Below are 24750 nucleotides of genomic sequence, written 5' to 3'. Positions count from 1 at the left end.
GTCAGGCCTTTCCGGGCTCGTCGCCGAGGGCAACGGGTACGCCGACCAGCGAACCCCACTCGGTCCAGGAACCGTCGTAGTTCTTGACGTTCGCCTGCCCGAGGATCTCGTGCAGGACGAACCAGGTGTGCGCCGACCGCTCGCCGATGCGGCAGTAGGCGATGGTGTCCTTGCCGAAGTCGACACCGGCGTCGGCGTACAGCGCCTTCAGCTCGTCGTCGGCCCGGAAGGTGCCGTCGTCGTTGGCGGCCTTGCTCCAGGGGATGTTCGCGGCGGTCGGGATGTGACCCGCCCGCTGCGCCTGCTCCTGCGGCAGGTGGGCCGGGGCCAGCAGCCGGCCGGCGTACTCGTCGGGGCTGCGGACGTCGACCAGGTTCTTCACGCCGATGGCCTCGCCGACCTCGTCGCGGAAGGCGCGGATGGTCAGGTCCGGCGCCTTGGCCTTGTACTCGGTGGCCTCGCGCTTGACGACCTCGTCGGTCAGCTCGCGGCTGTCCAGCTCCCAGCGCTTGCGGCCGCCGTCGAGCAGCCGGACGTCACCGTGGCCGTACAGCTTGAAGTACCAGTACGCGTAGGCCGCGAACCAGTTGTTGTTGCCGCCGTACAGGACGACCGTGTCGTCGTCCTTGACGCCGCGGTCGGACAGCAGCGCCTCAAACTGCTCCTGGTTGACGAAGTCGCGCCGGACCGGGTCCTGCAGGTCGTCCTTCCAGTCCAGCTTGATCGCACCGGCGATGTGGCCGGCGTCGTACGCCGAGACGTCCTCGTCGACCTCGATCAGGACGACACCGGCGTCGGTCTTGTGCTCCTCGACCCAGTCGGCCGAGACGAGCGCGGATTCCCTGCTCATGGTGTGCTGCCTCTCAGTTGGTAGCTGCGTTGGTGCCACGGGTTGGCGTACGAATGCGGTGGATCAGCAGATAGGCCTCGCAACCGAGGCAGAGCCCGACGGCCGCGTTCACGAAGGCGGCGACCAGGGCGAATCCGGTGGCGACCACGCCCAGCACGGTGGCACCGGTCAGATACCCGGCCAGACCGGCGACCGCGAAGACGAGGCCGACCAACTGGGCGAACCGCGGCGGGGCCGCGTCCTCCAGCTCCTTGGGCGGACCCAGCCGGGGGCGGATCAGCCGCTTGAACAGCTGCCCGTACGGCGACGCCTGGACGCCGAACGCGACGGAGATCGCGAACACCACGGCCTGGACCGCGAGCGGCCAGGCGCTGTTCAGGATCAGCGTCAACGCGAGCAGCACGGTGGTGACGCCCGCCGCGAACCGGAGTCCACGCGGGTCGACCTTGGTGGCTTGTTGTGCCGTCTGATCGGACATGACGACTCCCGGAGGAGGAGGTGGTTCGAGTCAGACCCGCCCGGATACGCGGGAGGCGACGTACGCGGAACCGTGCTCAGCTACCGGTCTCCGCAGCGCTCGGGACGCCGCCTGGTCAGCGGCGACGACACAGCGACGAGCGCATCCGGCAGTTGTCCACTGCCCGGCGCTTGGTCAACCATGTCGTGTAAGCCACGGATCGAGAGTACGGAAAGCGGGCGGGCCCGCCACCCGTGGTCCCATCAAATGAGACAATTGATCACATTGCGGACAAGACTACGTCCTGACCACGTTGGTTCCGGCGAACTTGTCGTGCAGCGCCTGCTTCTTGTCGTCCCAGAGCGGCCACAGATAGTTGATCAGACTGAGGAAGCTGAACAGGGTGCCGATCACCGGGATCGCGCTGAGCAGGCTGAGCGAGGTGTAGAAGCCGAACCGCTTCACCACCGCGACTCCCGGCGGTGGACCGGGTACGTCGCGCAGCCGGACCGCGATCCCCACTGCCTTCTTGCCCGGGGTGGCGCCACTGCGGGTGAGGAAGAAGTACTCGTACACGAACGAGACCACGATGCCGATGAGCACCGCCGGGATCATCCACTGATAGGCGTCCGCGGGCAGTGCGAAGCTCGTCTGCGGCGTACCGGCCGCGGCACTGTCCATGGTGTCTTCCATGTAGGCCCACACGGACTTGAAGTACTGCCAGTAGAAGTAGCCGGTGAGCGGCAGGCCGATGATGCCGACGATGATCGAGTCGATGATGCGGGCGAACACCCGGCGCCACCAGCCGGAGAGCTGCTGACCGTCAGGGGTCGTGTACACCTTTTGACCGGGATAGCCGTAGCCCTGGCCGTACTGCTGCTGCGGGTACGGCTGTTGCGGCTGACCACCGTATTGCTGCGGTTGACCGGCGTACTGCTGCGGCTGGCCGCCGTACTGCTGTGGCTGTCCGTACTGGGCCGGCCCTGGCTGGGCGCCGCCGTACACCTGGCCGTGCTGGGCCGGCTGCCCGAACTGCTGGCCGGCGGGCTGGCCGAACGTGCCCTGGTACGGCGGAGGGCCCTGCCGTGGACGGCGGTCGTCGGTCCACGCGCTGCCGTCCCAGTAGCGTTGCTGGGCCTGGTCTTGTGGGTCGTCGTACCAACCGGCTGGATAGCTCACCGCCAAAGCATCACCTACCCGGCGGTCCATCCGCCAACCGGTGGCAGTAACCGGACGCGGCTCAGCGGGGTGCGTGCTCGATCGCGGTCGCCAGCGCGGCGATCACGTCGGGCTTGCGCGGTGCGCCACTGGCTCGCTTGACGATCGCGCCGGTGCTGTCGAGGACCAGAGTCGTCGGGGTGCGGAGGATGTCCAGCCGGCGGACCAGCTCGAGATGAGCCTCCGCGTCGAGCTCGACATGCCGCACGCCGTCGACCATGCCCTCGACCTCGGCCAGGGTCCGCCGGGTCGCCCGGCACGGCGCGCAGAAGGCCGAGGAGAACTGCAGCAATGTCGCGCGCTCGCCCAGCTCACCGCCGACGTCCGCCGCCGAAACCCGGTCCACGCTGTCCACCTCGTGCGCCTGTGTCTTTCGCAGCAGCCGGGTGCCCCGGAACCGCCCGTCGAGCTTGGATTTGAGCAGACTGAGAACGACGCCGGCGGCGACCGCACCGACCAGCACCCACATCCCCAGGCTCATGACAATCCAGCGTACGTCGCTGGTGGATGGGCTCAAACGGTCGTTCACCCCTCGGACAACGGGCGGCTTCAGTCGTCGGGGGACCTTTCAGTCGTCGGGGCGGCCGCGGAGTCGCTTGGTCTCGCTGCGGCGCTTCTTCTCGTCCAGCCGGCGGCGGACCGAGTTCCGACTGGGCCTGGTCGGCCGACGCTGCCTCGGCGGCGCCGCGATCGCGTCCCGCAGTAGCGCAGCCAACCGGGCCCGCGCCGCCTCCCGGTTGCGCCACTGAGACTTGTGCTCCGACGCAGCCACGGTCAGTACGCCGTTCACCAGCCGAGACTGGAGTCGCTCGAGCGCGCGAGCGCGCAGTACGTCGGTGAAAGCCGTCGTACCCGCGACGTCGAAACTCAGCTCGACCCGGCTGTCCGTCGTGTTGACCGACTGCCCACCCGGACCGCTGGACCGGGAGAAGCGCCACTGCAGTTCCGTCTCCGGGATCACCACCCCCGCCCGCACCACCAGCCCGCTGTCCACAACGCCCATTCAACCGGACCTCTCGATGGTTAGGCTGCTGCCCGTGCAGGAAACGGGGAGCGGGGGCCGGGAGGAAGAACTCCCGGAACTGAAAGACATCAAGGTGCGCGGCCGGTCGGTCCGGACGTGGGTGTTCAGCACGGGTGCGGTGCTGCTGGCGATCTCGGCCGTGTTCGGCGGCCTGAAGAAGGCCGCGGACGAGACACCGCGCGTTGACGCCCGTACGGCGATCGATGCCGGCCGGTACGAGGTGACGATCCAGCGCGTGGTCACGGTCAAGGACCTCAAGCCGCTGTTCACACCGGACGACGGCGGCGCGCTCATCGCTGTGGTGACCAAGCTGAAGGTCACCGACGACACCGGTACGGCGCCGTCCAGCGACCTGATCAGGTTGGTCGGCGTACCGGGGATCAAGGACACCGACGCGCCGCTCGGCACCACCAATCTGCGCGACGCGACGATGAATCCGGTGCTCACACCCGGCTTCGCCGAGGACGTCGCGTACGTCTGGAAGTTGCCCAAGGCCACCGAGTTGCCGCCGTCGGTCGAGCTCACGGTGCGGGGTTACGACCACCAGGAGCAGTCGCTGCTGGATCACCACGAGAAGTGGCTGCCGGGTGACATCGCCGCCGAGAGCACAGTCGCGGTCAAGGACAACACGAAATGAGCGCGCGCAAGCTGGTCAACGTGTCGCTCACACTCGCTGTGCTGGTCGCGATCGTCGGTCTCTACCGCCTCACCCCGACGCAGAAGGACATCCAGGAACCCGTCGCGGTGAACGGGGTCGTCGGTCGTGCGGTGAAGACACCGCGGTTCGACCTGACCATCGAGGGCGTCCGGATCGGTCGCAAGCTGCGGATCCCGGGCTCGTCGACGGCGCGCGACACCCTGTCGAACTTCGTTGTCGTGGACGCCGTCGTCACCGCAACCCGCGAGCCGATCCACCTGGCCTCGGTCCGGATCAAGGCCGCGGACGGAGTCATCTATCTCGGCGCCAACCGCAGCGGCCTCGACCGGGTGGATCTGACCGGTTTCGAGTTCGCCCCGGACATCCCGGTGCGGGGGTCGTTCGTGGTCGAGTTGCCGGCTTCCCAGTTGCCTGGAGCAACCTTGCAGGTGATGGAGAAGGCGATCTTCAGCGATCTGGAGCCGCAGGCAACCATCCCGCTCGGGGTCGACTCGGCTCCGACGGTCGAGGACGTGGTGTCGCTAACCCGGGCGAGCGAGTCATGACCGGCGCGCGCCGGGCCCGGCGGGGCTGGTTCCGCACGAACACGGCCGCGCTGGGAGCGTTGGTCATCGCCATCCCGCTGGCCGGCTGGTGGTCCACGCGGAGCGACTACAAGTCCTGGTACGCCGCCGAGCCGCGTGACCCGGTGGCCGTCGCCGCGGGCGGGACGTCGTACGCAGGAGCCACCTGGTACGCCGCCAGCGTCGAGGAGGACCCCCAAGCGGGCGCCGGCCGGCAGGTCGATCCCATACCGGCCGGAGCCACGCGGGTGCGCGTGTACTTCCGTCTGCAGGTCGACAACCTGTCTGCACTGGAGGGACTCGGCGGGTGCCGGCCGCAACTGCGAGCGCCGGATGGACGGGTGTGGAACGAGTCGTCGTCGACTGCCGGCGACTTCCAGGATCGGCCGACCGGTTGCACGGGTGGGTACGACTCGGAGCCGCAGAGTTGGCGTGGTGCGGCTGCGCAGTACTACCTGAAGCCGGTGGCTGGTAAGCCCTTCGACACGGTCGCCGTGTTCGTCGTACCGTCCGCTGTCGCTTCAAGCGCGGAGCCGACGATCACGTGGGCTACGAAGCTCCCTCAGTACTTGGCATTCCCGAGGTAGCGGCCGACAGGTCGGTCACACCCTGGTCGCCCTCGGGCTGCTCGTGCACGGCGCGGGTCCGTGGGGTCAGGTATCCGGACAGGCCGCCGATCATCCGGTCGTACGCGGCGGCCAGCAGGCTGACCTGGAGCATGATCTTCAGGCCGTCGGTAACGAGGCTCAGCGGCTCGTCAACGACCTGCCAGAACTGCAGCGAGTGCGGGCCGAGCACCCACAGCTTCAATGCGATCCACACCCCGCTGGCCGCGAACGTCACCACCGCCCAGGCCAGGAAGTACCCCAGCATCGGCCGCAGCCCGGACCGCACCACCAACCGGAACGCGTCCATCACTGGCGTCCACCGGTCCCGCCAGTCCGCCACCACCGAGTTGCCCGCCGCCCGGACGATCCGCGGCGTCCGCTGCCAGCGATTCGTGATCCGGTCGAACCGCCAGCGCGGCTGCGCCTTCTCCACCTTGTGCGCGGCCCGGCCGTAGATCACCGCCGTCATCGTGATCCACATCAGCGGCAGCACCGCGGCGTTCCACAGATCGCCGATACCGGCGGCAACGAATCCGGTGCCGGTGTCCCAGAGCTCGCGGACCTGGCTGATCCCCAGCACGTGGTCCAGCACCCAGCCGTACGCGTCCTGCACCCATAGCCAGACCTGCCGCTCCTGCAGCCACGTCTTCGGCGACGGGATGAACGAGGACGCCTGGTACGCGACCACGAAGATCCACAACGCCTCGAGATACGTAACGAACAGCTTCCGGACCGGGCCTTCCTTCTCCCGCTTCCACTTCTTGGCCGCGAGCCGGAGCAGGTACGCCGAGACGCCCAGGCCGATGAACAACCAGGTCGACAACGACTGCAGCCCCTGCGACTCCTGCGGCGCCGACCCGCCGGTCAGGACCGTCGCCACCGTCTCGTTCACCTTGTGAACAGCCAACTGGTACTCGTAGTCGAGCGCCTCGGCCTGGAGGAACTTGTACGCCGCGTAGAACGCCAGGAACGGCAGCAGCGCCGCCGCAAGCGCGTCCAGCGCCCGATGCTCCACGCCCGGCTCTACCCCGTCAGGCGCAAGCATGCCCTCGGCAACCGCCCGCTTGTGGAACGGCAGCTCACCCCTGAGCACCAGGAACATCGCGACATACATTGCCAGCGAGACCACCACCAGCAACGCCAGCACTGCGATCCCGGCCGCTTCGGCCTTGGCGCCTGCCTGGACAGCCACCCACTGCAGCGCTCGATGCACCAGCTGCGCAATCAAGAACACGGCCAATAGCCGAGGCCAGGCCCGCCCGAACAATCCCCCAGCCCGCCCCACCGTAGTGAGCAGGCTCCCCGTTTCCGCCGCCACACGAGCAACCTACCTCCCGAGAGCGTCACTCCCGGCCGGGCTCAGGACCTGACGAAGCCGCCGGAGCTCCGGCTCAGGACTCGTCCGATGCCGCGGTTGCGGACCAGGGCGCCGACGAAGCCGCCGGACCTCCGGCTCAGGACCTGGGCCCAGGAGCTGACAAAGCCGCCGGAGCTCGGGCTCTGGCGGCTTGTCGGGATGTGAAGAGGTCAGGCGGTGGCGTCCGCGGTTTCGCGGGTGGTGCTGGGCGGGATGACGAAGCGGTAGCCGACGTTGCGGACGGTCCCGATCAGCGCCTCGTGCTCCGGGCCGAGCTTCGCGCGCAACCGCCGTACGTGCACGTCGACCGTCCGGGTCCCACCGAAGTAGTCGTACCCCCACACCTCCTGCAGCAACTGCTCCCGGGTGAACACCCGCCCCGGGTGCTGCGCGAGGAACTTGAACAGCTCGAACTCCTTGTAGGTCAGATCGAGCGCCCGTCCGTTCAGCTTGGCGGTGTACGACGCCTCGTCGATCACGACGTCACCGCTGCGGATCAGGGAGGTGTCGGGGTCCTCGTTCCGCGCCGCCGCGAGGCGGCCGATCACCAGCCGCAGCCGGGCCTCGATCTCGGCCGGACCGGCGGTGTCGAGCAGTACGTCGTCGGCACCCCAGTCGGCGTTCACCGCGGTCAGACCGCCCTCGGTGACGACCAGGATCAGCGGTACGTCGACCCCGGTGGTCCGGATCAGACGGGACACGCCACGCACCGCGACCAGGTCCCGGCGGGCGTCGAGCAGGACGGCATCCGCGTCCGGGGCGTCGACCAGAGCGGCGACCTCGGCGGGAAGGATCCGGATCTGGTGCGGCAGCAGAGCGAGCGAGGGCAGCACCTCGGTGGACGCCTGCAGCGCGTTCGTCAGCAGAAGCAACGTACTCACGCTGTCTCCTTGTGCTGGTCGTCGGATCCCCGGTGAGCGATCCGGTCCTTTTGCACGTCAGGCCCCAGCGGCGTCGTTGCCGGGGGCCTGAGTCACACTGGAAAGCAAGAGCAAGCTGACATAATAGCGGAAGACTTAACCGATTAGTGAGGCCTTCTCTCAGATGCCGGAAGTCACCATCAGGTACTTCGCCGCCGCCCGCACGGCCGCCGGCGAGTCCTCCGCAACCGCCGAAGCCGCCTCGATCCGCGACCTGATCGGCGCCGTCTCGGCCGACCGCCCCGAGCTCGCCCGCGTCCTCGGCATCTGCACCTTCCTCCTCGACGGCCAACGCGCCGACCCCACCACCACCCTCCACGCAGGCGCCCAAGTCGACGCCCTCCCCCCATTCGCCGGCGGCTGATCAGCCGCGGGCGCGCTCGCCAGCGGCTGACATCCGCGGGCGACTGATCCTCACGGGGCAGCTGATCCTCGCGGGCGCGTTCGCCGGCGGCTGATCCTCGCGGGCGACTGATCGGGTTCCAGAACGCCCGGGCTCAGAGAAAGAACTTGAGCAGGACGAACGTGAACGCGACGGCCGTCACCAGCGCCGCTTTCCCGGAGCCGATCCCGCGCCGCAACCCGGCACCGAACACCGCCACAGTCAGCGGCACCAGCATGATCAGCAGCGTGATACCGGCCGCATGAACGCCGACGTGCGACCGTCCGGTCAGCACCAGACCGAGAACCATCGCGAACGTGAGCCCCAGCCAGGTCGTGAGCTGGATCGGCCCGTCTGCACTGCGATGCCCGCGATGCGACGCGCGGGTCGCACGGCGATGCGAAGTCGGAGCAACGTGCGCCATCGGTCACCTTCCGTGAAAGACCGAATACGCAAGGTACCAGCAACCCCCCAGAACGTAAAAAGCTGCCCGCTCAACCTCAAGAACACCCCAAACCGCGCCATCCCGACCTACCTGACCGGCAGCACGCCGCCCTCCCCGGTCGCCAGCACCCCGGCCTCCCCGGTCGCCAGCACGCCGCCCACCTGGTCAGGCTCACCGCCTAGCGCCGACCCGGACGGCTGCACCCGCCGGCTTGTCGAACGCGCCGGCGATCCTGTCATCCGCGTCCCAGCTCCCGCCGGCTGCGGCTCCCCCGCGTCGCCGGTACGCCGCGGTCGGCGGCGTACCGGCGTACGTGCGTAGCGCTCCTGCCTCCGGCACGTCGACTCGCGACGTACCGGAGCAGGCTCAGGAGCCGATAGAGATGCGGTCGGTAGCGACCGGGGTGTACGGGTCGTGGGCGGTCAGGTAGTTGGAGAAGGCGTCGATGTCGAGGCCGCCGAAGAACTTGTTCGTCGCGGTGGTGAAGGCCGGGAAGCCGTCGCCGCCGTCGGAGAGGAAGTTGTTCGTGACGATGCGGTAAGTCGTACCGTCCACCAGCGGCTGGCCGGCGATCTCGATCGAACCGGGAACCACCTTCGAGCCCGCGGCCGCGGCCGGGTTCCAGGTGTAGGTGATACCGGCGACCTGGAGCACCTTGAACTTCGGCGCCTCCGGACCGTTCACGCCGGAGAACTGCTGCTCCAGCAGGGCCTTGATCTGCGTACCCGTCATGTCCATCGACACCAGGAAGTTGTTGAACGGCTGCACGGTGAACGCCTGTCCGAAGGTGACCGCACCAGCGTTCGACGCCAGGTCGGCGCGGATACCGCCCGGGTTCATGAACGCCACCACCGGCGTCTTCCCGTCCGTCACCACCGACGGATCGGCGAGCTGCGCGTCCGCGATCAGGTTGCCCAGCGGCGACTCGAGCGACTCGTCCGGCGTCCGCGACACCGACGGCGTGGTGATGTGCCCGATCACCTTGTTCGCGATCGGCGCGACCAGGGTCTGGTACTTCGTGATCAGCGCGCTGGTCCGGGCGTCCTTCGGCACGTCCTGGGTGACGATCTGGTTGTTGGCGATCGTGTTCGCCCGGTCGACGTCACCGGTCTTGTTGTCGATGCTCAGCCGCACCTCGGTGACGAGCTTGCCGAACGAGGACGCGCTGGTGACGAGCCGCGGCTGCTTGTCCTTGTCCTGCAGCGTGCAGTTGTAGCCCTGGTGGGTGTGGCCGGAGATGATCGCGTCGATCTCCGGGTCCAGGCCCGCGTTGATGTCGATGATCGGCCCGGAGATCCCGGGACAGCTGTTGTACGCCCGCGGGTCGGCCGGGAAACCACCCTCGTGCAGCAGCACGACGATCGACTCGACGCCCTTCTTCTTCAGGATCGGGACCAGCTTGTTGGCGGTCGCGACCTCGTCGGTGAAGGTCAGGCCCTCGACACCGGCCTTGGTGACGATGTTCGGGGTGTCCTCCAGCGTCATACCGATGAACCCGACCTTGCGGCCATCCTTGAAGGTCTTGATCTTGTACGGCGCGAACAGCGTGTCTTGGGTGTTCTCGAAGAACACGTTCGCCGACAGGTACTTGAACTTCGCGCCGGTGAACGGCTTCGCCGGGTCGGGGCAGGAGTTCTGGTTGTTCTGCCCGTCGCCGTCCGGCAGGCAGCCGCCGGACTGCATCCGGAGCAGCTCGTGCCAGCCCTCGTCGAACTCGTGGTTGCCGACGGAGGCGATCTCCAGACCCATCCCGCTCAGCGCCTCGACCGTCGGCTCGTCGTGGAACGCCGCCGACAGCAGCGGCGAGGCGCCGATCAGGTCACCCGCGGCGACCGTGACGGACTGCTGCCCCTTGGCCGCGGCGGCGGCACGCATCTGCTTCAGGTGCGTCGCGAGGAACTCGGCGCCACCCGCGGGCGTGCCGTTGACGTTGCCGCTCGAGCTGGTCGGGCTGTTGGGCGCCAGGTTCCCATGGAAGTCGTTGATGGCGAGCAGCTGGATCTGGGTGTGCGTCGGCTTGGGTTTGGCCGTCGCAGCCTGGGTCACGGTTCCCCCCGTGGCCAAGCCGAGTACCGCGGCCATCCCGGCGGCCAGCAGGCCGACAGCCCGCCGTCCCCGCAGCCGCGTCGTGTCTCGTCCTGTCAAGGCCATGTCTACTCCGTCGTAGTCTCGGTCTCCGCTGGTGTGCGGTGCCGCGAAAATTACCCGAGGTGACGCGACCTCTCCAAGGACCTGAGCATGAACTGACCCGGACCTTTTACGGTATTCGGGTGACCCTCGAAGCCGTACCCTCACCGTTGCCCTCGGCCACCGCCTCCGCCATCACGGAACTCGCCCGCCTGGCTGCACAGAGCGACGGGGTGAACCCGCTGTCGGAACGCACCCTGCTCCACCTCGACGGCGAACACCCAGGCGACCTGCACGTCCTCGCGTACGAAGGCGAACCGGGCACGATCGAGGTGACCGGCCTCCAGAGCGCCCGAAACCTGATCGGGTACGGCGCCCTGGCACCGGACGGCTCGGCCGAGTTGGTCGTCTCCCCCGCAGCCAGACGACAGGGCACTGGTACTGCGTTACTACGCATGCTGCTCGACCACGGCGGTGCACGGGTCCGCGTGTGGGCGCATGGACGACTCCCGGGCAGCGACGAACTCGCAGCACGACTGGGTCTGGAGGTAACTCGGGAGCTCTACTTCCTCCGGCGTACCAGGGCCGCACTCCCCGAACCGGTCTGGCCGGAGGGGATCGCCGTACGGGCGTTCGTACCCGGGCAGGACGAGGCAGCGTGGCTGGAGGTCAACAGCCTGGCGTTTGCGGACCACCCGGAGCAGGGCAGTTGGACAGCCGCCGACCTGGCCGAGCGGCTCCAGCAGCCGTGGTTCGACCCGGCCGGCTTCTTCTTGGCCGTGGACTCGACGAGTGGCGCGCTGGCCGGGTTCCACTGGACAAAGGTCGAGGAAGGAGTCGGTGAGGTCTATGTCGTCGGCGTATCCCCCGCCTACCAGGGCAGCGGCCTCGGCAAGGCCCTGACCCTCCAGGGACTCCAGCACCTCCAGGAGGACCGCGGCCTGGACGCCATCGTCCTGTACGTCGACGGCACCAACACCGCCGCCCGCGGCCTCTACACCTCCCTGGGCTTCACCACAGCCGCCCTGGACGTCCAGTTCGCCCCCACCAATCCCCTGTGAACGGCATCACAGCGAACTCACCCGCTCACCTCGCGTCATAAACCCCACCCACCCCCGTCTCGCCATCAGCCGGGAGCCGTCCGTGCCTCTAACCCCCCAGCCGGGCGGCTCCCGGCCCCAACCACTTATCCACAGCTGCACCTTTTGACATCCCGAGCCGCTCCCACCCGCCGTTACGATCGGTGTCGACTACGGAGGGCTGACACCCGTGACTAACCGCAACAGGCCCCTACCACTCCTCCTGGCCTGCCTCAGCGCACTAGCGCTCCTACCCGCCTGCACCCCCGGCAGCCCTGAAGCCGGCCGCCCCAACACAAACCCACCAAGCGGCTCAACCGCCACATCGAACGGCCCTACTGGAACGACTGCCCCGACAGCCACGACGACACCTACGGCTACCTCCGCGCCAGCGTCTCCGCCTACACGGCCTTCGAACGCGACGGGGTTGACACTCGCCGCGGCCGAATCCTTCATCAGCTACTACATTTCGCTACAGAATTACGCCTACGCCACAGGCGACTCGCAGTACTTCCTCAGCGAAAGCGACAAAGGCTGCATCGGCTGTAAGGCGATCAGCGATTTCGTCAAGTTCTCGAACGGATCGAATGGCGGCCTGTCCGGCGACTACCTCGACCATCTTGTCTCTGTGAAGGAAGTCGTTCGCGGAAGTTCAGGAAAGGTCGGCGGCTCCGCCGAGGTACGCAGTGGTGCCTACATGGAACGCCCGTCGCCGTCGGCCAAGCCCGTTGCTCGCCCGGCCAGCACGGCGGTGATGGAGTTCACGCTCGCTACACAAGGCAGCAACTGGATCATGTACGAGCTGGAGATCATCGAGTGAGGCGCGTCACCTGGCTGGTTCCGCCGCTGCTTGTCGCGACCGTCGCATGCGCGGCGGCTGTGGGAACGACGCACGCCGCCGGGTCGACAGTCGTCGATCAGAATGGTTCGTTCGAGGCATCTGCGACACCGCCTCCGAAGGTCACAGGACGCGGCGGGAAGCACGGTCTGGTGCTCACCGCTGAACAACGGAGGCGGCAACGCGAACGCAGTCAGCTCAACAGCACGCCGGAGCAGGCAGCGAAGCCGCAGAGCCCGCGTCACCCCCGCCCGGGGCGATCCGCGCCTAAACCCCGAGCGGATCAGCAACGACCGTTCCGCATGAACATCGGTATCTGCGGGTTGCGTGAGGCTGATGGGACTACGCCGGGGCCGAATCGATGCCAGCCTGTTGTGCCTGAGACCTTGAGGCCGACGCGGCGGACGTTGCCGCCTGAGGTGGTGCAGCCGCGGCCGCAGGATGTGACGTGGGAGCAGATCCTGGCGCAGTGGCGGGTTGTGCTGTTTCCGCAGTTGGTTGTGCATGTGCAGCCGACGGGACGGACGCTCGTCAATTACGACACGATTGTCTATACCGATGACAACGGCGTGACCGTTCGGACGGTGACGTTGCTGGGATTTCCGGTGGTGGTCAGGGCTACGCCGGTGCGTTACACCTGGAACTTTGGAGATGGGACGACGGTGACCACGGAATCGCCGGGGTCTCCGTTTCCGGCCAAGGAGATCACGCATAAGTACTTGAAGCGTGGATCGGTAAGCCTCACTGTGACGGCACACTATGCGGCCAGTTTCGACGTGGCCGGCACGGGACCGCAGTACGTGGACGGGACGATTCCGGTCACTGGACCGGCTACCCCGCTGCAGGTTCGGGAGGCTGTGCCGGTGTTGGTGGAGCCGGGGGGTTAGGGGTTGAGGGTTTGGCGGAGGTGGGTGGTTAGGGCTTTGTGAGCCTCGCGGGTGTGGCCGGGGAGGGTTTGTAGGTTGCTGTGGCCGTGGGTCAGGGCGGGGTGGGGGTGGTGGGTTACCTGGACGCCGGCGGACTTGAGGGCTTCGGCGTATTCGTTGCCTTCGTCGCGGAGGGGGTCGAAGCCGGCGGTGGTGATGTAGGTGGGGGGTAGGCCGGTGAGGTCGTCGGCCAGGAGTGGGGAGACGATCGGGTCGGGGCGGATCGACGGGTCCGGGGTGTAGTGGTCGCGGTACCAGATGATGTCGGACTCGGTGAGGATGAAGTCGCCTTCGCCGAAGAGGTCTCGGCTGGGGCGGCGGTGGACCAGGTCGAGGGCGGGATAGAGCAGGACCTGGAGTGCGGGCCGCGGGAGGTCGCGGCGGACGCATTGCTGGGCGACGACGGCGGCGAGGTTGCCGCCCGCGCTGTCACCGCCGACGGCGACCAGTGACGGGTCGGCGCCCAGGTCTTCGGCGTGGTCGACGGCCCAGGTGAAGGCGGCGATGGCGTCCTCGGCGGCGGTCGGGGCCGGGGCCTCCGGGGCGAGCCGGTAGTCGACCGCCAGGACCCGGATGCCGGCGTCCTCGGCGAGCGCGCGGCAGAGTGCGTCGTGGGTGTCGAGATCGCCGACGACCCAGCCACCGCCGTGAAGGAAGACCAGCAGGCCTCGGCCGGCGTCGCGGGGGACGTAGAGGCGGGCCCCGAGCTGGCCGTCGGCGCCGCGGACGGTGAGATCGGTCACGCGCTGTAGCTCACGCGGGTGCCCGGAGACCAGTTTGCACAACGTCTTCAGGTGCGCACGCGCGGTGGCGGCGTCGGATTTCGTTGTTCTCGGCAACAACGATTGCACCCGCAGGAGCAGTTGCAGCTCGGGGCAGAGGGTGTTGCCGTCGATCTGGATCGGTGTGCCGGCGAGCCGCCGCCGGACCGCCGTGGGCAGCGCGTACAGCGGTGTCAGGGCGTTCGCTTGGACGGCGGTCACCGTGCCGCGGAGCAGCGAGTCCAGTCGTGGGTTCACAAGGAGTGACGCTAGCAACAGAAGCGGCAAGGCAAGCAACCGAAGATCGACATGCCCTCGGCCACCTCTCGTTCACCAAAGGGTGCGATGCTGGTCAACGTGGCTGGAGACTTGCTGGCATCCCACAACCGGGAGTACGACGTCGAGCCGCCGTACGACATCGCGGCGGCCGGAGACCTTCCGGCGGATCGGTTCTCGGATCGAGAGCTGAGCTGGCTGGCCTTCAACCAACGGGTCCTAGAGCTGGCCGAGAACGATCGGATCCCGCTGCTCGAGCGGGCCAAGTTCCTGGCCATCTTCGCCAGCAACCTGGACGAGTTCTACATGGTCCGGGTGGCCGGTCTGAAGCGCCGGATCGCGGCCGGGGTGGCGGTGAAGGCGGCCAGCGGGCTGATGCCGCGCGAGGTGCTCGACCGCAGCCTGACGCGCAGCCGTGAGCTGATGGACCGGCACGCCGAGACCTGGCGGAAGGTGGTCCAGCCGGCGCTGACCGAGCAGGGCATCGACATCCTGCGCTGGGACGATCTGGAGCACACCGAGCGCGAGGACATGACCCGGTTCTTCCGGGAACGCGTGTTCCCGGTGCTGACCCCGCTGGCGGTGGACCCGTCGCACCCGTTCCCGTACATCTCCGGTCTCTCGCTGAACCTGGCCGTCGTGGTCCGCAACCCCGACACCGGTGGCGAGCACTTCGCCCGGGTGAAGGTGCCGCCGCTGCTGCCGCGGTTCATCCCGGTGGCCGAGGGCCGGTTCGTACCGCTGGAGGACGTCATCGCAACCCACCTGGGACAGCTGTTCCCGGGGATGGAGGTCATTCAGCACCATACCTTCCGGGTCACCCGCAACGAGGACCTGGAGGTCGAGGAGGACGACGCGGAGAACCTGCTGGCCGCGCTCGAGAAGGAGCTGCTGCGCCGCAGGTTCGGTCCGCCGGTCCGGCTCGAGGTCGAGGAGTCGATCGACCCGCAGGTGAAGGCGCTGCTGCTGTCGGAGCTGGGTGTCACCGAGGCGGAGGTGTTCGAGCTGCCCGGTCCGCTGGACCTGCGCGGCCTGTTCGCCATCGCGGGTCTGGACCGGGCCGAGCTGAAGTACCCGGCGTTCGTGCCGTCCACCCACCCGCACCTGGCCGAGGTGGAGACGGCCAACCCGGCGGACATGTTCTACGCGTTGAAGCAGCGCGACGTCCTGGTGCACCACCCGTACGACTCCTTCTCGACCAGCGTGCAGCGGTTCATCGAGCAGGCCGCGGCCGATCCGCACGTGCTCGCGATCAAGCAAACGCTCTACCGGACCAGCGGTGACTCCCCGATCGTGGACGCGCTGATCGACGCCGCCGAGGCCGGCAAGCAGGTCCTGGTGCTGGTGGAGATCCAGGCCCGCTTCGACGAGCAGGCGAACATCAAGTGGGCCCGTCAGCTCGAGCACGCCGGCTGCCACGTCGTGTACGGCGTCATCGGCCTCAAGACGCACTGCAAGCTGTCGATGGTGGTCCGCGACGAGCCGGACGGCCTGCGCAGGTACGCCCACATCGGCACCGGCAACTACCACCCCAAGACCGCCAGGCTGTACGAGGACCTCGGACTGCTCACCAGCGACAGGGTGGTCACCGAGGACATCGCACACCTGTTCAACCACCTCTCCGGCTTCGCCCGCAGCGCCGGGTACCGGCGGATCCTGGTCGCTCCCCAGTCGGTACGACGTGGGCTCGTCGAGCGCATCGACCGAGAGGTGCAGCACCACCTGGCCGGTCGTCCGGCCCGGGTCCGGATCAAGGTGAACAGCCTGGTCGACGAGGCCCTGTGCGATGCGCTCTACCGAGCGTCGCAGGCCGGCGTACCGGTGGAGCTGTGGATCCGCGGCATCTGCACGCTCCGCCCCGGCGTACCCGGGCTGTCCGAGAACATCCAGGTGCGCAGCATCCTGGGCCGGTTCCTCGAGCACAGCCGGGTGTTCTGGTTCGAGAACGGCGGTGAGCCGGAGGTGTGGATCGGCTCGGCGGACCTGATGCACCGCAACCTGGACCGCCGCGTCGAGGTGCTGGTCCAGCTGAAGGAGCTGGACCACGTCGGTGAGCTGCGGGAGATGTTCGACCTGGCGCTCGACCAGGACACCAGCTCGTGGTGGCTGCAGCCTGACGACACCTGGCAGCCCAGACTGACCGGTCCGGACGGAGCATCACTGCGCGATCTGCAGGAAAGACTCATCGCCACGCGTGGGCGCCGCAGAACTGCTGACCCCATTACCTAGGGTGAATCCATGAGCAACCCGGCGACCGTCATCGCCGCGGGCGGTGTCGTCTGGCGTGAGCGCAACGGCACCCGGCAGGTGCTGCTCGTGCACCGGCCGCGGTACGACGACTGGTCGCTTCCGAAGGGCAAGCTCACGCCGCACGAGCACGTGCTGATCGGTGCGCGGCGTGAGATCGAGGAAGAGACCGGGCAGCAGGTGGTCCTCGGTCCGTCGCTCGGTGTGCAGCGCTACACGGTCCGCAAGAACGGCGGGACCGCGGACAAGCTCGTGCACTACTGGTCCGCCACAGCGGACGAGGACGCCGAGTTCGAGCCCAACAGCGAGGTCGACAAAGTCGCCTGGCTCTCGGTGGACGAGGCCCGCGACAGGCTCAGCTACCCGCGTGACGTGGACATCCTCGACTGCCTGGGTCGTGTCGTGCCCGTCGTCGCCACACTGGTCCTGCTGCGTCACGCGCAGGCGGTCAAGCGGAAGGAATGGGAGAGCAAGGACACGGTCCGGCCGCTCGACACCACCGGGACCGGCCAGGCCGAGCGGCTCACCGGCGTACTGGCCGCGCTGGGTGTGAACAAGATCATCAGCAGCGACGCGGAACGGTGCGTTGCGACAGTCACGCCGTACGCCGCCTCGATCGACCGGCACATCCACCTCTGGCCGGAGATCTCGGAGCGTGGATTCGGCGCGGACGCCGATGCGGTCCGCGGGCTGGCCGACAAGGCATGGAAGCCGGGCAAGGTGACGGTCGTCTGCTCGCACCGGCCGGTGCTGCCCGCGCTGGCTCGCGAATTCGGGCTGAGGGTGGGGAAGTTCTCGCCGGGAGCGTTCCTGGTCGCCCACCGGTTGGGCGACGGCCGGCTGATCTACGAGCGCTTCGGCGCCCCCTGACCGGCGCCGCGTTCCGCGGTACGGCATACGGAGTGGCACGGGTCGGTGACGATCAAGGCACAGCCGCCGGGGTGGCCGGATGACACCGGAACTGGCGGGTATGTTCCTACCGAGGAACCTGGCGCCCCACCGGGCCCGGGTCTGAGGAGAGGTTCGGGGCGCACCATGACGATGATGCGAGAACTGACACTGATCGGGATCCGGATGGAATCACCCAACCGGGCGCCGGTGATGATGCTGCGCGAGACCGAGGGCTACCGCTACCTGCCGATCTCGATCGGCTCCGTCGAGGCGACCGCGATCGCCTACGAGGAGCAGGGCCTCCGTCCGTCGCGGCCGCTCACCCACGACCTGATGCGCGACCTGATCGAGGCGTTCGGCGTGCACATCGAGGCGGTCGAGATCGTCGAACTGCGCGACGCCGTGTTCTATGCCGAGCTCGTACTGGCCAACGGCGCCCGCGTCTCGGCCCGGCCGAGCGACTCGGTCGCCCTCGCGGTCAGACTCGGCACCCCGATCCGCTGTACCGAACAGGTCCTGCGCGAAGCCGGCGTCGCCACCCCGGAAGAAGAGCAGGCCGAGCTGGAACGCTTCCGCCAGTTCCTCGACGGTGTCGCCCCGGAGGACTTCTCCAGCTGACTCACGTTCGTCTCCTCAGTGCCGTCCTCCATGTCACAGAATGCTTCGGCTGTCTCGTCCTGGTGGTGGAAGCCAGTACCTGATAGGAGGTCGACGTGATGCGAGTGTTCGTGACGGGTGGAACCGGAGTTCTCGGCCGGCTGCAGAGTGTCACGGGAGAACCCGCGTGACGCCGGCTGAGGAGTTCGAGGAGCTGCGGGCGCTGCTGTTCTCGATCGCCTACCGGATCCTCGGCAGCGTGGCCGAGGCGGAGGACGCGGTCCAGGAGACCTGGCTGCGCTACGAGTCCTCCCCGACGAAGCCGGCGTCGACCAAGGCGTTCCTCTCCGCCGTGGTCACGCGCGTCTCGATCGACGTACTGCGCTCGGCGCGTGTCCGGCGGGAGAAGTACGTCGGGCAGTGGTTCCCCGAGCCGCTGCTCACCGACCCCTACGAGGATCCCGCGCGGTCGGCCGAACTGGCGGACTCGGTGTCGATGGCGGCCCTGGTGCTGCTCGAGCGGCTGTCCCCGCTCGAACGGGCGGTCTTCGTACTGCGGGAAGTGTTCGGGTTCGGCTTTCCGGAGGTCGCGTCCGCCGTCGGGCGGTCGGAGGCGGCCTGCCGCCAGCTGGCGGTCCGGGCGCGGCGCCACATGGACCTGGGACGCTCCCGGTTCCAGGCGGACCGCCGGGAGCGCGACGAACTGGCGGCGCGGTTCTTCGACGCGCTCCGGGACGGCGACATCGATGGAGTGCGTGAGTTGCTGGCGGCCGACGTCCAGCTGGTCGGGGACGGGGGAGGCAAGGCGCCCGCACTGGCCAGGAGCGTGGTCGGTGCCGACAACGTGGCCCGCCTCCTCGCGTCGATGTTCCCGGTGCTCGCCCGGATCGAGGCGAGCGTGGAGCTCCGCGAGCTGAACGGCCAGCCGGGCGCGATTCTTCGCGATCGGGACGGCAAGGTGGTCAGCACGTTCGCACTCGACACTCTCGACGGACGGATCCAGACGATCCGCTCGGTGCTCAACCCCGACAAGCTCGGGCACCTCGGTCCGGTGGGGGACGCCTGGGCGATCACCCGCGAGTTGCAGCAGACCCGCCGCCGGCTCGAAGGCTGACCTGCGCACCAGCCAGTCGGCTCAGGGCGGATAGCCGATCCGCCCTGAGCGCGGCAGGTGCTCACCATGCAACGGGACCCAGGCGGTCGACGAAGATTCCGGTCGGCCCGTCGGCGTCGAGCATCGCGAGTCTCAGGATCGAGTCGGTGCCCTCGGTGACCGTCAGCTGGCCGGTGTGGTTGTTCATGTCGGTGGCGGCGAACTTGCGATTCGCGATCTCGCCGGGAGTCGCGAGGTTGAACTTGATCTTCGGCAGCGCCTGGGCGTACCGGACGGTGACCATGTTCAGCGCTGCTTTCGACGAGCTGTAGGCAAGTTCGTGGAACTTCGAGAAAGGCTGCTCCGGATCGGTCACGACGGTGAAGGAACTGCCTCCGCTGGACACCATCACCACCCGGGGGTTCTCCGCCGCCTGCAGCAGCGGAAGGAACGCGTGCGTCACCCTGATCGGTCCGTACACGTTGGTGTCGTAGACGGAGTGGATCTCATCAGCCGTCGCGTCCGCCGGCGCAACACCCTTGCCTGGCGCGCCGGCGTTGTTGATCAGCACGTCCAGCCGTTCGGTGTGCTTCTGCACGAGCCGGACCGCCTCGGCCACCGACTCGTCCGAGGTCACGTCCAGCGGGATCATGACCACGTTCGCGCCCTCGGCAGCCAGCTTGTCGGCAGCTGCCTGTCCTCGACCTTCGTCACGCGAGCCGAGGAAGACGGTCCAACCCTGCTCGCCGAGCCGCCGGGCCGCCTCAAAACCAAGTCCCTTGTTGCCTCCGGTGATCAACACCGAGGTCTGTTCCGTATTTGTCATGCCCCCGAGACGAGATGCCGCGGTCGGCTGTGACATCTGTGAGCCACTTCACGACTCGGCGGGAGGGGAACTCCGCGAAGGATGATCGCGCCCAGCAGGCCGGCAACCACCTGGGCGGCGATGATCAGGCCGAACCATCCACCGCCGGCCGCATCGAACGGTGTGCTGGGCGCGAGCAGGAGGGTGAGTTGATAGCCGCCCGAGCAGAACATCGCGCCGGTCCCCAGCCACGCGGCCCCCAGCGGACCCCAGGCCCGGATGGCTCGTGGCCGGCGGGTGACGAGGATGACCAGTCCGAGCAGACCCGCGAGCGCCAGACTCGCCGTCGAAACGTCCAATGCCCGTTGGGCAACGCTCCGGCCGTCCCGCACCTCAGTGACCAGCCCGGTAGGTCCCGCCGAAGGCCCAGAACAATCGGACCGTGACAACCAGCGCGACAAGCGCTCCGAGTACAGCAGTCACCCTGATGTGGATCGAGCCTGGTGAATCCTTGGCGTCGAGGCGGGCGCGGAAGACGTGCGCCCAGCGGGCGCGGACATGCAGGATGAACGCAACCCCCAGCCCGGCGCCCTGCAGGATGAAGCCCGCGTAAACGACGCCGTACACCCAACCGTGCAGACCGTCGATGGGGTTGTCTGCCACCGGTGTGGTGCTGTTCCCGGCGAGGAAGCCGAGCGGGGCCGCGAGCATCACTGGCGCGAGCAGGCCGCCGGCGACCCACAGCGGGAACAACACCAGCCAGACGGGCAGTCGTCGCCCCCATCGGTGAACGAGCGCCAACGCCAGCGCGGCGCCGGCAACCTCCATCGCGGCGGTGATCAGGTTGCCGACGACGAAGGGCGCAGTACGCATCAGGCCGGGCTGAACGACGCCGATGTCGCTGCCGAGAAGCCAGGCGGTCTTGATCGAGAGGTACGGCACCATCGCGGCGACTGTGACGTAGCCTGCCGCGTGGGCTGTCGATGTCTTCACGCACCAACTCTTGTCGTGCCGGCCGTCGATCGCTTCCCCCGCGCGAATGACCGCCGTCCCCCTGGCGAGGGAGACAGCTGAGCGTCACCGAAGCGTGAGCCAACAGTCGTTTGCATCGACGCAGAGTCACGACTCCTTACTCAGTTCACCTGCTGGCCGCCTGGCGGCACGCCAAGCGTCGCCGACGCTATTGGAATCGTTCACCGCTCGTTCACCGGCGACGGACCGGTCGGTCACCTCGTCTCCCTACCGTCGGTGGAAGTTCAGAAGTCTGATTCCCGCAGAAGGGCAACACTCTCGTGTCCGTCAATCGCCTGCTCCGCGTCGGCACCGTCGCCGTGGCATCCCTCGGCGTTCTCGCTCTGAGCGCCTGTGGCAGTGACCCGGAGCCGTCCGGTTCCTCGAGCCCGGAGGGTTCGTCGTCGGCCGGCGCCGACTGCCCGCAGGGCACCCTGAACGCAGAGGGCTCCTCGGCGCAGAAGAACGCCATCGAGGAAGTCATCGCCAAGTACAACGAGAAGTGCGCCGACGTCACGGTGAACTACAACCCGACCGGTTCCGGTGCGGGTATCAAGCAGTTCACCGCGGCCCAGGTCGACTTCGCCGGATCGGACTCGGCGCTGAAGACCGAGGCGTCCGACGGCGACTCCGAGGCCGCGGCCGCGGCCAAGCGCTGCCAGAACAACGCCGCGCTGAACCTGCCGATGGTGATCGGCCCGGTCGCGATCGCCTACAACGTCGACGACCTGGACAAGCTGATCCTGGACGGCGCGACCGCCGCGAAGATCTTCCAGGGCGCCGTGAAGACCTGGAACGCGCCGGAGATCGCCAAGCTCAACCCGGGTGTGACGCTGCCGTCCGCCCCGATCTCGGTGTTCTTCCGGTCCGACGAGTCCGGCACCACCGAGAACTTCACCAAGTACCTGGCCGCCGCCGGCGGTGGCGCCTGGACCGGTAAGCCGGCCAAGAAGTGGACCGGCACCGGCGCCGGCAAGGAGAAGTCCGCGGGTGTCGCCGAGGGCGTGAAGAGCACCAAGAACTCGATCACCTACGTCGAGTGGTCGTACGCCGTCGACAACAAGCTCGGTGTCGCGCAGATCGACAACGGCTCGGGCACCCCGGTCGAGCTGACCGCCGAGACCGCCGGTAAGGCGCTGGCCGCCGCGAAGCCGGCCGGTACCGGCAGCGACCTGTCGATGAAGCTGGACTACGCGACCAAGGAGGCGGGTGCCTACCCGATCATCCTGGTCACCTACGAGATCGCCTGCAGCAAGGGCCTGCCGGCCGAGAAGACCGCGCTGGTCAAGAGCTTCCTGAGCTACTTCTCCAGCACCGAGGGCCAGTCCTCGCTGACCGAGCTGAACTACGCGCCGCTCCCGGACGAGATCCGGACCAAGGTCGACGCCGCGATCCAGTCGATCAGCTGACGACGAAACGGCACTGATGCGAGCCCCGGCCGGTCCGAGTCATCGGAGGCGGCCGGGGCTTCGCCTCGTCGGACCCGCAGCAGTCAAAGCCCACGACCCAGGCGCTTGGAGCACCATCGATGAGTAGTCCAGACGGCACGGCCCCGCCCGACCGGCCGACCGGCCCGGCCTCCGACGAGGCAGCGGCCGAGGCAGCGGCGCAGGCCACCGCCGGCACCCCGACCGCGGACCAGGTGGCCGCGGACGGTGCAGGCACCACGGCACAGACCCTGACGCAGACCGGACCGAAGCTCGAGCTCGGCCCGGTCGGTCACCTCGGCGACCGGTTGTTCGCCGGCCTGGCCCGCGGCTCCGGCGGCCTGGTGGTCGCCATCGTCGCCTTCGTCGGCATCTTCCTGCTGGCGCTGGCGATCCCGTCCCTGGCCGACAACAAGAGCAGCTTCCTGTTCTCCCGGATCTGGGAGCCCGGCGGCACCGACCCCCGGTTCGGTATCGCCGCGCTGTTCTACACCACCGTGGTCAGCTCGATCATCGCGATGCTGATCGCGGTCCCGATCGCGGTCGGGGTCGCGTTGTTCACCACGTACTACGCGCCGAAGCGGCTGGCCGCACCGGTGGCACACGCGATCGACTTGCTCGCCGCGGTGCCGTCGATCATCTACGGCCTGTGGGGAATCCTGTTCTTCGCGCCGATCCTGCGCCCGGTGATCGACGGCCTCGCCTCCGCGCTCGGCTGGCTCCCGGTGTTCGAGAAGCCGCCCGGCGACAACGTCGGCGTGGTGTTCACCGCGTCGGTGGTACTCGCGATCATGATCCTGCCGGTGGTCACCGCGATCAGCCGGGAGATCTTCGCGCAGACCCCGATCGAGCATCGTGAGGGCGCTCTGGCCCTCGGCGCGACCAAGTGGGAGATGATCCGGATGGCCGTGCTGCCGTACGGGCGGTCCGGTGTGGTGAGCGCCTCGATGCTCGGCCTGGGCCGGGCGCTCGGTGAGACCGTCGCGGTGCTGATCATCCTGTCCGTGCCGAACGGCAACGACCCGTGGAACTCGTCGATCTTCGCCGGTGGCGAGACGTTCGCGTCGAAGATCGCCAACAACGCCGCCGAGTTCGACTCGCCGGAGAAGACCGGCGCCTACATCGCGGCCGGTCTGGTGCTGTTCGTGGTGACGTTCCTGGTCAACTCCGCGGCCCGGATCATCGTCGCCCGCAGCGGCCCGGGCGGGAAGCGCCCGCGCCGCAACCGCCGCGCCGGAGCATCGGCCGCGACCGAAGGAGCCTCATCGTGACCACGATCGCCGCGAACAAGCCGGCGTACGACGGCCAGACCCTGGACCTGACCGGCAAGTCGGGCGCCCGGGCGTTCAAGAACACTCTCGCCACCGTGCTGATCGTGCTCGCCTTCGTGGTCGCGCTGATCCCACTGCTGTGGATCCTGTGGACCGTGGTCAGCAAGGGCTACAGCCTGCTGCTGAGCGCGGACTGGTGGAGCCAGTCGCAGCGCGGGATCACCGTCCGGCGCGAGGGCGGCGGCGCCTACCACGCGATCATGGGCACGCTGATCATGGCGCTGATCACCGCCGCGATCGCGGTCCCGATCGCCATCATGGGTGCGATCTACCTGGTCGAGTACGGCAAGGGCACCAAGGCCGCCCGGGTGGTCAGCTTCATGATCGACATCCTCACCGGCGTTCCGTCGATCGTCGCCGCGCTGTTCATCTACGCGGTCTGGATCACCGTGTTCGGCTTCAACCGGGTCGGGTTCGCCGTCTCGCTGTCGCTGGTGCTGCTGATGCTGCCCGTCGTACTGCGCTCCACCGAGGAGATGCTGAAGCTGGTACCGGACGAGTTGCGCGAAGCGTCGTACGCGCTCGGGGTGCCGAAGTGGAAGACGATCCTGAAGGTGGTCGTGCCGACCGCGTTCGGCGGCATCGTCACCGGCGTGATGCTCGGCCTGGCCCGCGTGATGGGTGAGACCGCGCCGCTGCTGATCCTGGTCGGCTACTCCAAGAACATCAACCTGAACCCGTTCGACGGGTTCATGGGCGCACTGCCGACGATGATCAACCAGGACCGGACCGAGCTGGCCCTGGAGCCGGCCGCGGACCGGGTCTGGGCGGCGGCACTCACGCTGATCCTGCTTGTCCTGGCACTCAATCTGCTGGCCCGGCTCGTCGCCCGGTTCAGCACCATCAAGTCGAAATAGTC

General features: G+C 68.1%; 28 protein-coding genes. 14 read left to right on the top strand and 14 right to left on the bottom strand.

Going from position 1 to position 24750, the window contains the following annotated elements; all coding sequences use genetic code 11:
- Position 1: 1 nt before the first annotated feature.
- The 5 genes from ACGFIF_RS11235 to arfB form a co-directional block, all read right to left on the bottom strand.
- Positions 2 to 850: a sulfurtransferase gene (locus ACGFIF_RS11235; RefSeq protein ID WP_393154038.1), complete on the bottom strand. Its 849-nt coding sequence runs from the start codon at positions 848 to 850 to the stop codon at positions 2 to 4.
- Between the two features lie 13 nt (positions 851 to 863).
- On the bottom strand, positions 864 to 1328 hold the full coding sequence (locus ACGFIF_RS11230; protein ID WP_393154036.1) for a DUF4395 domain-containing protein: 465 nt from the start codon (positions 1326 to 1328) through the stop codon (positions 864 to 866).
- A gap of 276 nt (positions 1329 to 1604) precedes the next feature.
- Positions 1605 to 2486: an RDD family protein gene (locus ACGFIF_RS11225; protein ID WP_393154034.1), complete on the bottom strand. Its 882-nt coding sequence runs from the start codon at positions 2484 to 2486 to the stop codon at positions 1605 to 1607.
- Between the two features lie 61 nt (positions 2487 to 2547).
- Entirely contained in the window at positions 2548 to 3006 is a 459-nt protein-coding gene (locus tag ACGFIF_RS11220) for a TlpA family protein disulfide reductase (RefSeq protein ID WP_393154032.1), read from the bottom strand.
- Between the two features lie 87 nt (positions 3007 to 3093).
- On the bottom strand, positions 3094 to 3528 hold the full coding sequence (gene arfB, locus ACGFIF_RS11215) for an alternative ribosome rescue aminoacyl-tRNA hydrolase ArfB (protein ID WP_393154030.1): 435 nt from the start codon (positions 3526 to 3528) through the stop codon (positions 3094 to 3096).
- Positions 3529 to 3562: 34 nt separating this feature from the next.
- Here arfB and ACGFIF_RS11210 point away from each other — a divergent pair, with 34 nt between their 5' ends.
- Genes ACGFIF_RS11210 through ACGFIF_RS11200 form a run of 3 tightly spaced genes read left to right on the top strand, consistent with a single transcriptional unit; the run spans position 3563 to position 5357 of the window.
- Positions 3563 to 4186 carry a hypothetical protein gene (locus ACGFIF_RS11210; protein WP_393154028.1) on the top strand — a complete coding sequence of 208 codons (624 nt, stop codon included), beginning with the start codon at positions 3563 to 3565 and terminating at the stop codon, positions 4184 to 4186.
- The gene (locus tag ACGFIF_RS11205; protein WP_393154026.1) at positions 4183 to 4752 is read left to right on the top strand and encodes a hypothetical protein; all 570 of its coding nucleotides are present in this window, start codon (positions 4183 to 4185) and stop codon (positions 4750 to 4752) included. The genes ACGFIF_RS11210 and ACGFIF_RS11205 overlap by 4 nt, the downstream gene beginning before the upstream one ends.
- The gene (locus ACGFIF_RS11200; RefSeq protein ID WP_393154024.1) at positions 4749 to 5357 is read left to right on the top strand and encodes a hypothetical protein; all 609 of its coding nucleotides are present in this window, start codon (positions 4749 to 4751) and stop codon (positions 5355 to 5357) included. Before ACGFIF_RS11205 ends, ACGFIF_RS11200 begins: the two co-directional genes overlap by 4 nt.
- On the opposite strand, the gene ACGFIF_RS11195 is transcribed toward ACGFIF_RS11200, so the two are convergent.
- Positions 5320 to 6612 (bottom strand): hypothetical protein, encoded by a 1293-nt coding sequence (locus tag ACGFIF_RS11195; RefSeq protein WP_393154022.1) that lies wholly within the window; start codon positions 6610 to 6612, stop codon positions 5320 to 5322. The two genes, ACGFIF_RS11200 and ACGFIF_RS11195, sit on opposite strands and share 38 nt — an antisense overlap.
- 293 nt (positions 6613 to 6905) lie before the next feature.
- Positions 6906 to 7616: a winged helix-turn-helix domain-containing protein gene (locus tag ACGFIF_RS11190; protein WP_393154020.1), complete on the bottom strand. Its 711-nt coding sequence runs from the start codon at positions 7614 to 7616 to the stop codon at positions 6906 to 6908.
- Between the two features lie 163 nt (positions 7617 to 7779).
- Between ACGFIF_RS11190 and ACGFIF_RS11185 the strand changes: the two genes are divergently transcribed.
- On the top strand, positions 7780 to 8019 hold the full coding sequence (locus ACGFIF_RS11185; RefSeq protein WP_393154018.1) for a MoaD/ThiS family protein: 240 nt from the start codon (positions 7780 to 7782) through the stop codon (positions 8017 to 8019).
- A 133-nt stretch (positions 8020 to 8152) separates the two neighbouring features.
- Here the strand turns inward: ACGFIF_RS11185 and ACGFIF_RS11180 are convergent, their stop codons facing one another.
- The 3 genes from ACGFIF_RS11180 to ACGFIF_RS11170 all read right to left on the bottom strand — a co-directional run bounded on the left by ACGFIF_RS11180 (position 8153) and on the right by ACGFIF_RS11170 (position 10633).
- Positions 8153 to 8461 carry a hypothetical protein gene (locus tag ACGFIF_RS11180; RefSeq protein ID WP_393154016.1) on the bottom strand — a complete coding sequence of 103 codons (309 nt, stop codon included), beginning with the start codon at positions 8459 to 8461 and terminating at the stop codon, positions 8153 to 8155.
- A 192-nt stretch (positions 8462 to 8653) separates the two neighbouring features.
- Positions 8654 to 8821, bottom strand: coding sequence for a hypothetical protein (locus tag ACGFIF_RS11175; protein WP_393154014.1), 168 nt, complete (start codon positions 8819 to 8821; stop codon positions 8654 to 8656).
- A gap of 27 nt (positions 8822 to 8848) precedes the next feature.
- Positions 8849 to 10633 carry a bifunctional metallophosphatase/5'-nucleotidase gene (locus tag ACGFIF_RS11170; protein ID WP_393154012.1) on the bottom strand — a complete coding sequence of 595 codons (1785 nt, stop codon included), beginning with the start codon at positions 10631 to 10633 and terminating at the stop codon, positions 8849 to 8851.
- A 119-nt stretch (positions 10634 to 10752) separates the two neighbouring features.
- Here ACGFIF_RS11170 and mshD point away from each other — a divergent pair, with 119 nt between their 5' ends.
- From mshD to ACGFIF_RS11155, 3 genes are all read left to right on the top strand, one after another.
- Positions 10753 to 11670, top strand: coding sequence for a mycothiol synthase (mshD, locus tag ACGFIF_RS11165; protein WP_393154010.1), 918 nt, complete (start codon positions 10753 to 10755; stop codon positions 11668 to 11670).
- Positions 11671 to 11878: 208 nt separating this feature from the next.
- Positions 11879 to 12508 (top strand): DUF6318 family protein, encoded by a 630-nt coding sequence (locus ACGFIF_RS11160; RefSeq protein ID WP_393154008.1) that lies wholly within the window; start codon positions 11879 to 11881, stop codon positions 12506 to 12508.
- Positions 12509 to 12828: 320 nt separating this feature from the next.
- Positions 12829 to 13413 carry a PKD domain-containing protein gene (locus ACGFIF_RS11155; protein ID WP_393154006.1) on the top strand — a complete coding sequence of 195 codons (585 nt, stop codon included), beginning with the start codon at positions 12829 to 12831 and terminating at the stop codon, positions 13411 to 13413.
- Here ACGFIF_RS11155 and ACGFIF_RS11150 read toward each other — a convergent pair.
- On the bottom strand, positions 13410 to 14471 hold the full coding sequence (locus tag ACGFIF_RS11150; RefSeq protein WP_393154004.1) for an alpha/beta hydrolase: 1062 nt from the start codon (positions 14469 to 14471) through the stop codon (positions 13410 to 13412). The genes ACGFIF_RS11155 and ACGFIF_RS11150 overlap by 4 nt on opposite strands.
- Before the next feature lie 87 nt (positions 14472 to 14558).
- Here ACGFIF_RS11150 and ACGFIF_RS11145 point away from each other — a divergent pair, with 87 nt between their 5' ends.
- The 4 genes from ACGFIF_RS11145 to ACGFIF_RS11130 all read left to right on the top strand — a co-directional run bounded on the left by ACGFIF_RS11145 (position 14559) and on the right by ACGFIF_RS11130 (position 19338).
- Positions 14559 to 16718 carry an RNA degradosome polyphosphate kinase gene (locus ACGFIF_RS11145; protein ID WP_393154002.1) on the top strand — a complete coding sequence of 720 codons (2160 nt, stop codon included), beginning with the start codon at positions 14559 to 14561 and terminating at the stop codon, positions 16716 to 16718.
- A 9-nt stretch (positions 16719 to 16727) separates the two neighbouring features.
- Positions 16728 to 17606 (top strand): NUDIX domain-containing protein, encoded by an 879-nt coding sequence (locus ACGFIF_RS11140; RefSeq protein ID WP_393154000.1) that lies wholly within the window; start codon positions 16728 to 16730, stop codon positions 17604 to 17606.
- 174 nt (positions 17607 to 17780) lie between these two features.
- The gene (locus ACGFIF_RS11135; RefSeq protein ID WP_184802629.1) at positions 17781 to 18245 is read left to right on the top strand and encodes a bifunctional nuclease family protein; all 465 of its coding nucleotides are present in this window, start codon (positions 17781 to 17783) and stop codon (positions 18243 to 18245) included.
- Positions 18246 to 18411: 166 nt separating this feature from the next.
- Entirely contained in the window at positions 18412 to 19338 is a 927-nt protein-coding gene (locus ACGFIF_RS11130; RefSeq protein ID WP_393153998.1) for an RNA polymerase sigma-70 factor, read from the top strand.
- A gap of 61 nt (positions 19339 to 19399) precedes the next feature.
- Here the strand turns inward: ACGFIF_RS11130 and ACGFIF_RS11125 are convergent, their stop codons facing one another.
- Genes ACGFIF_RS11125 through ACGFIF_RS11115 form a run of 3 tightly spaced genes read right to left on the bottom strand, consistent with a single transcriptional unit; the run spans position 19400 to position 21115 of the window.
- Complete coding sequence (locus tag ACGFIF_RS11125; RefSeq protein WP_393153996.1) at positions 19400 to 20143, bottom strand: SDR family oxidoreductase; 744 nt, start codon at positions 20141 to 20143, stop codon at positions 19400 to 19402.
- Positions 20140 to 20481, bottom strand: coding sequence for a hypothetical protein (locus ACGFIF_RS11120; protein WP_393153994.1), 342 nt, complete (start codon positions 20479 to 20481; stop codon positions 20140 to 20142). Before ACGFIF_RS11120 ends, ACGFIF_RS11125 begins: the two co-directional genes overlap by 4 nt.
- A gap of 34 nt (positions 20482 to 20515) precedes the next feature.
- Complete coding sequence (locus tag ACGFIF_RS11115) at positions 20516 to 21115, bottom strand: hypothetical protein (RefSeq protein WP_393153992.1); 600 nt, start codon at positions 21113 to 21115, stop codon at positions 20516 to 20518.
- Positions 21116 to 21414: 299 nt separating this feature from the next.
- On the opposite strand from ACGFIF_RS11115, the gene pstS reads away from it, so the two are divergent.
- From pstS to pstA, 3 genes are all read left to right on the top strand, one after another.
- Positions 21415 to 22542: a phosphate ABC transporter substrate-binding protein PstS gene (pstS, locus tag ACGFIF_RS11110; protein ID WP_393153990.1), complete on the top strand. Its 1128-nt coding sequence runs from the start codon at positions 21415 to 21417 to the stop codon at positions 22540 to 22542.
- Positions 22543 to 22661: 119 nt separating this feature from the next.
- Positions 22662 to 23831, top strand: coding sequence for a phosphate ABC transporter permease subunit PstC (gene pstC, locus ACGFIF_RS11105; RefSeq protein ID WP_393153988.1), 1170 nt, complete (start codon positions 22662 to 22664; stop codon positions 23829 to 23831).
- Complete coding sequence (pstA, locus tag ACGFIF_RS11100) at positions 23828 to 24748, top strand: phosphate ABC transporter permease PstA (protein WP_393153986.1); 921 nt, start codon at positions 23828 to 23830, stop codon at positions 24746 to 24748. Before pstC ends, pstA begins: the two co-directional genes overlap by 4 nt.
- Positions 24749 to 24750 lie beyond the last annotated feature (2 nt).

The organism is Kribbella sp. NPDC049174 (genome assembly GCF_043197365.1).
Taxonomy (GTDB): domain Bacteria; phylum Actinomycetota; class Actinomycetes; order Propionibacteriales; family Kribbellaceae; genus Kribbella.
The sequence above is the reverse complement of the archived record's forward strand: the minus strand, read 5'-3'. Positions and strand labels throughout refer to the sequence as shown.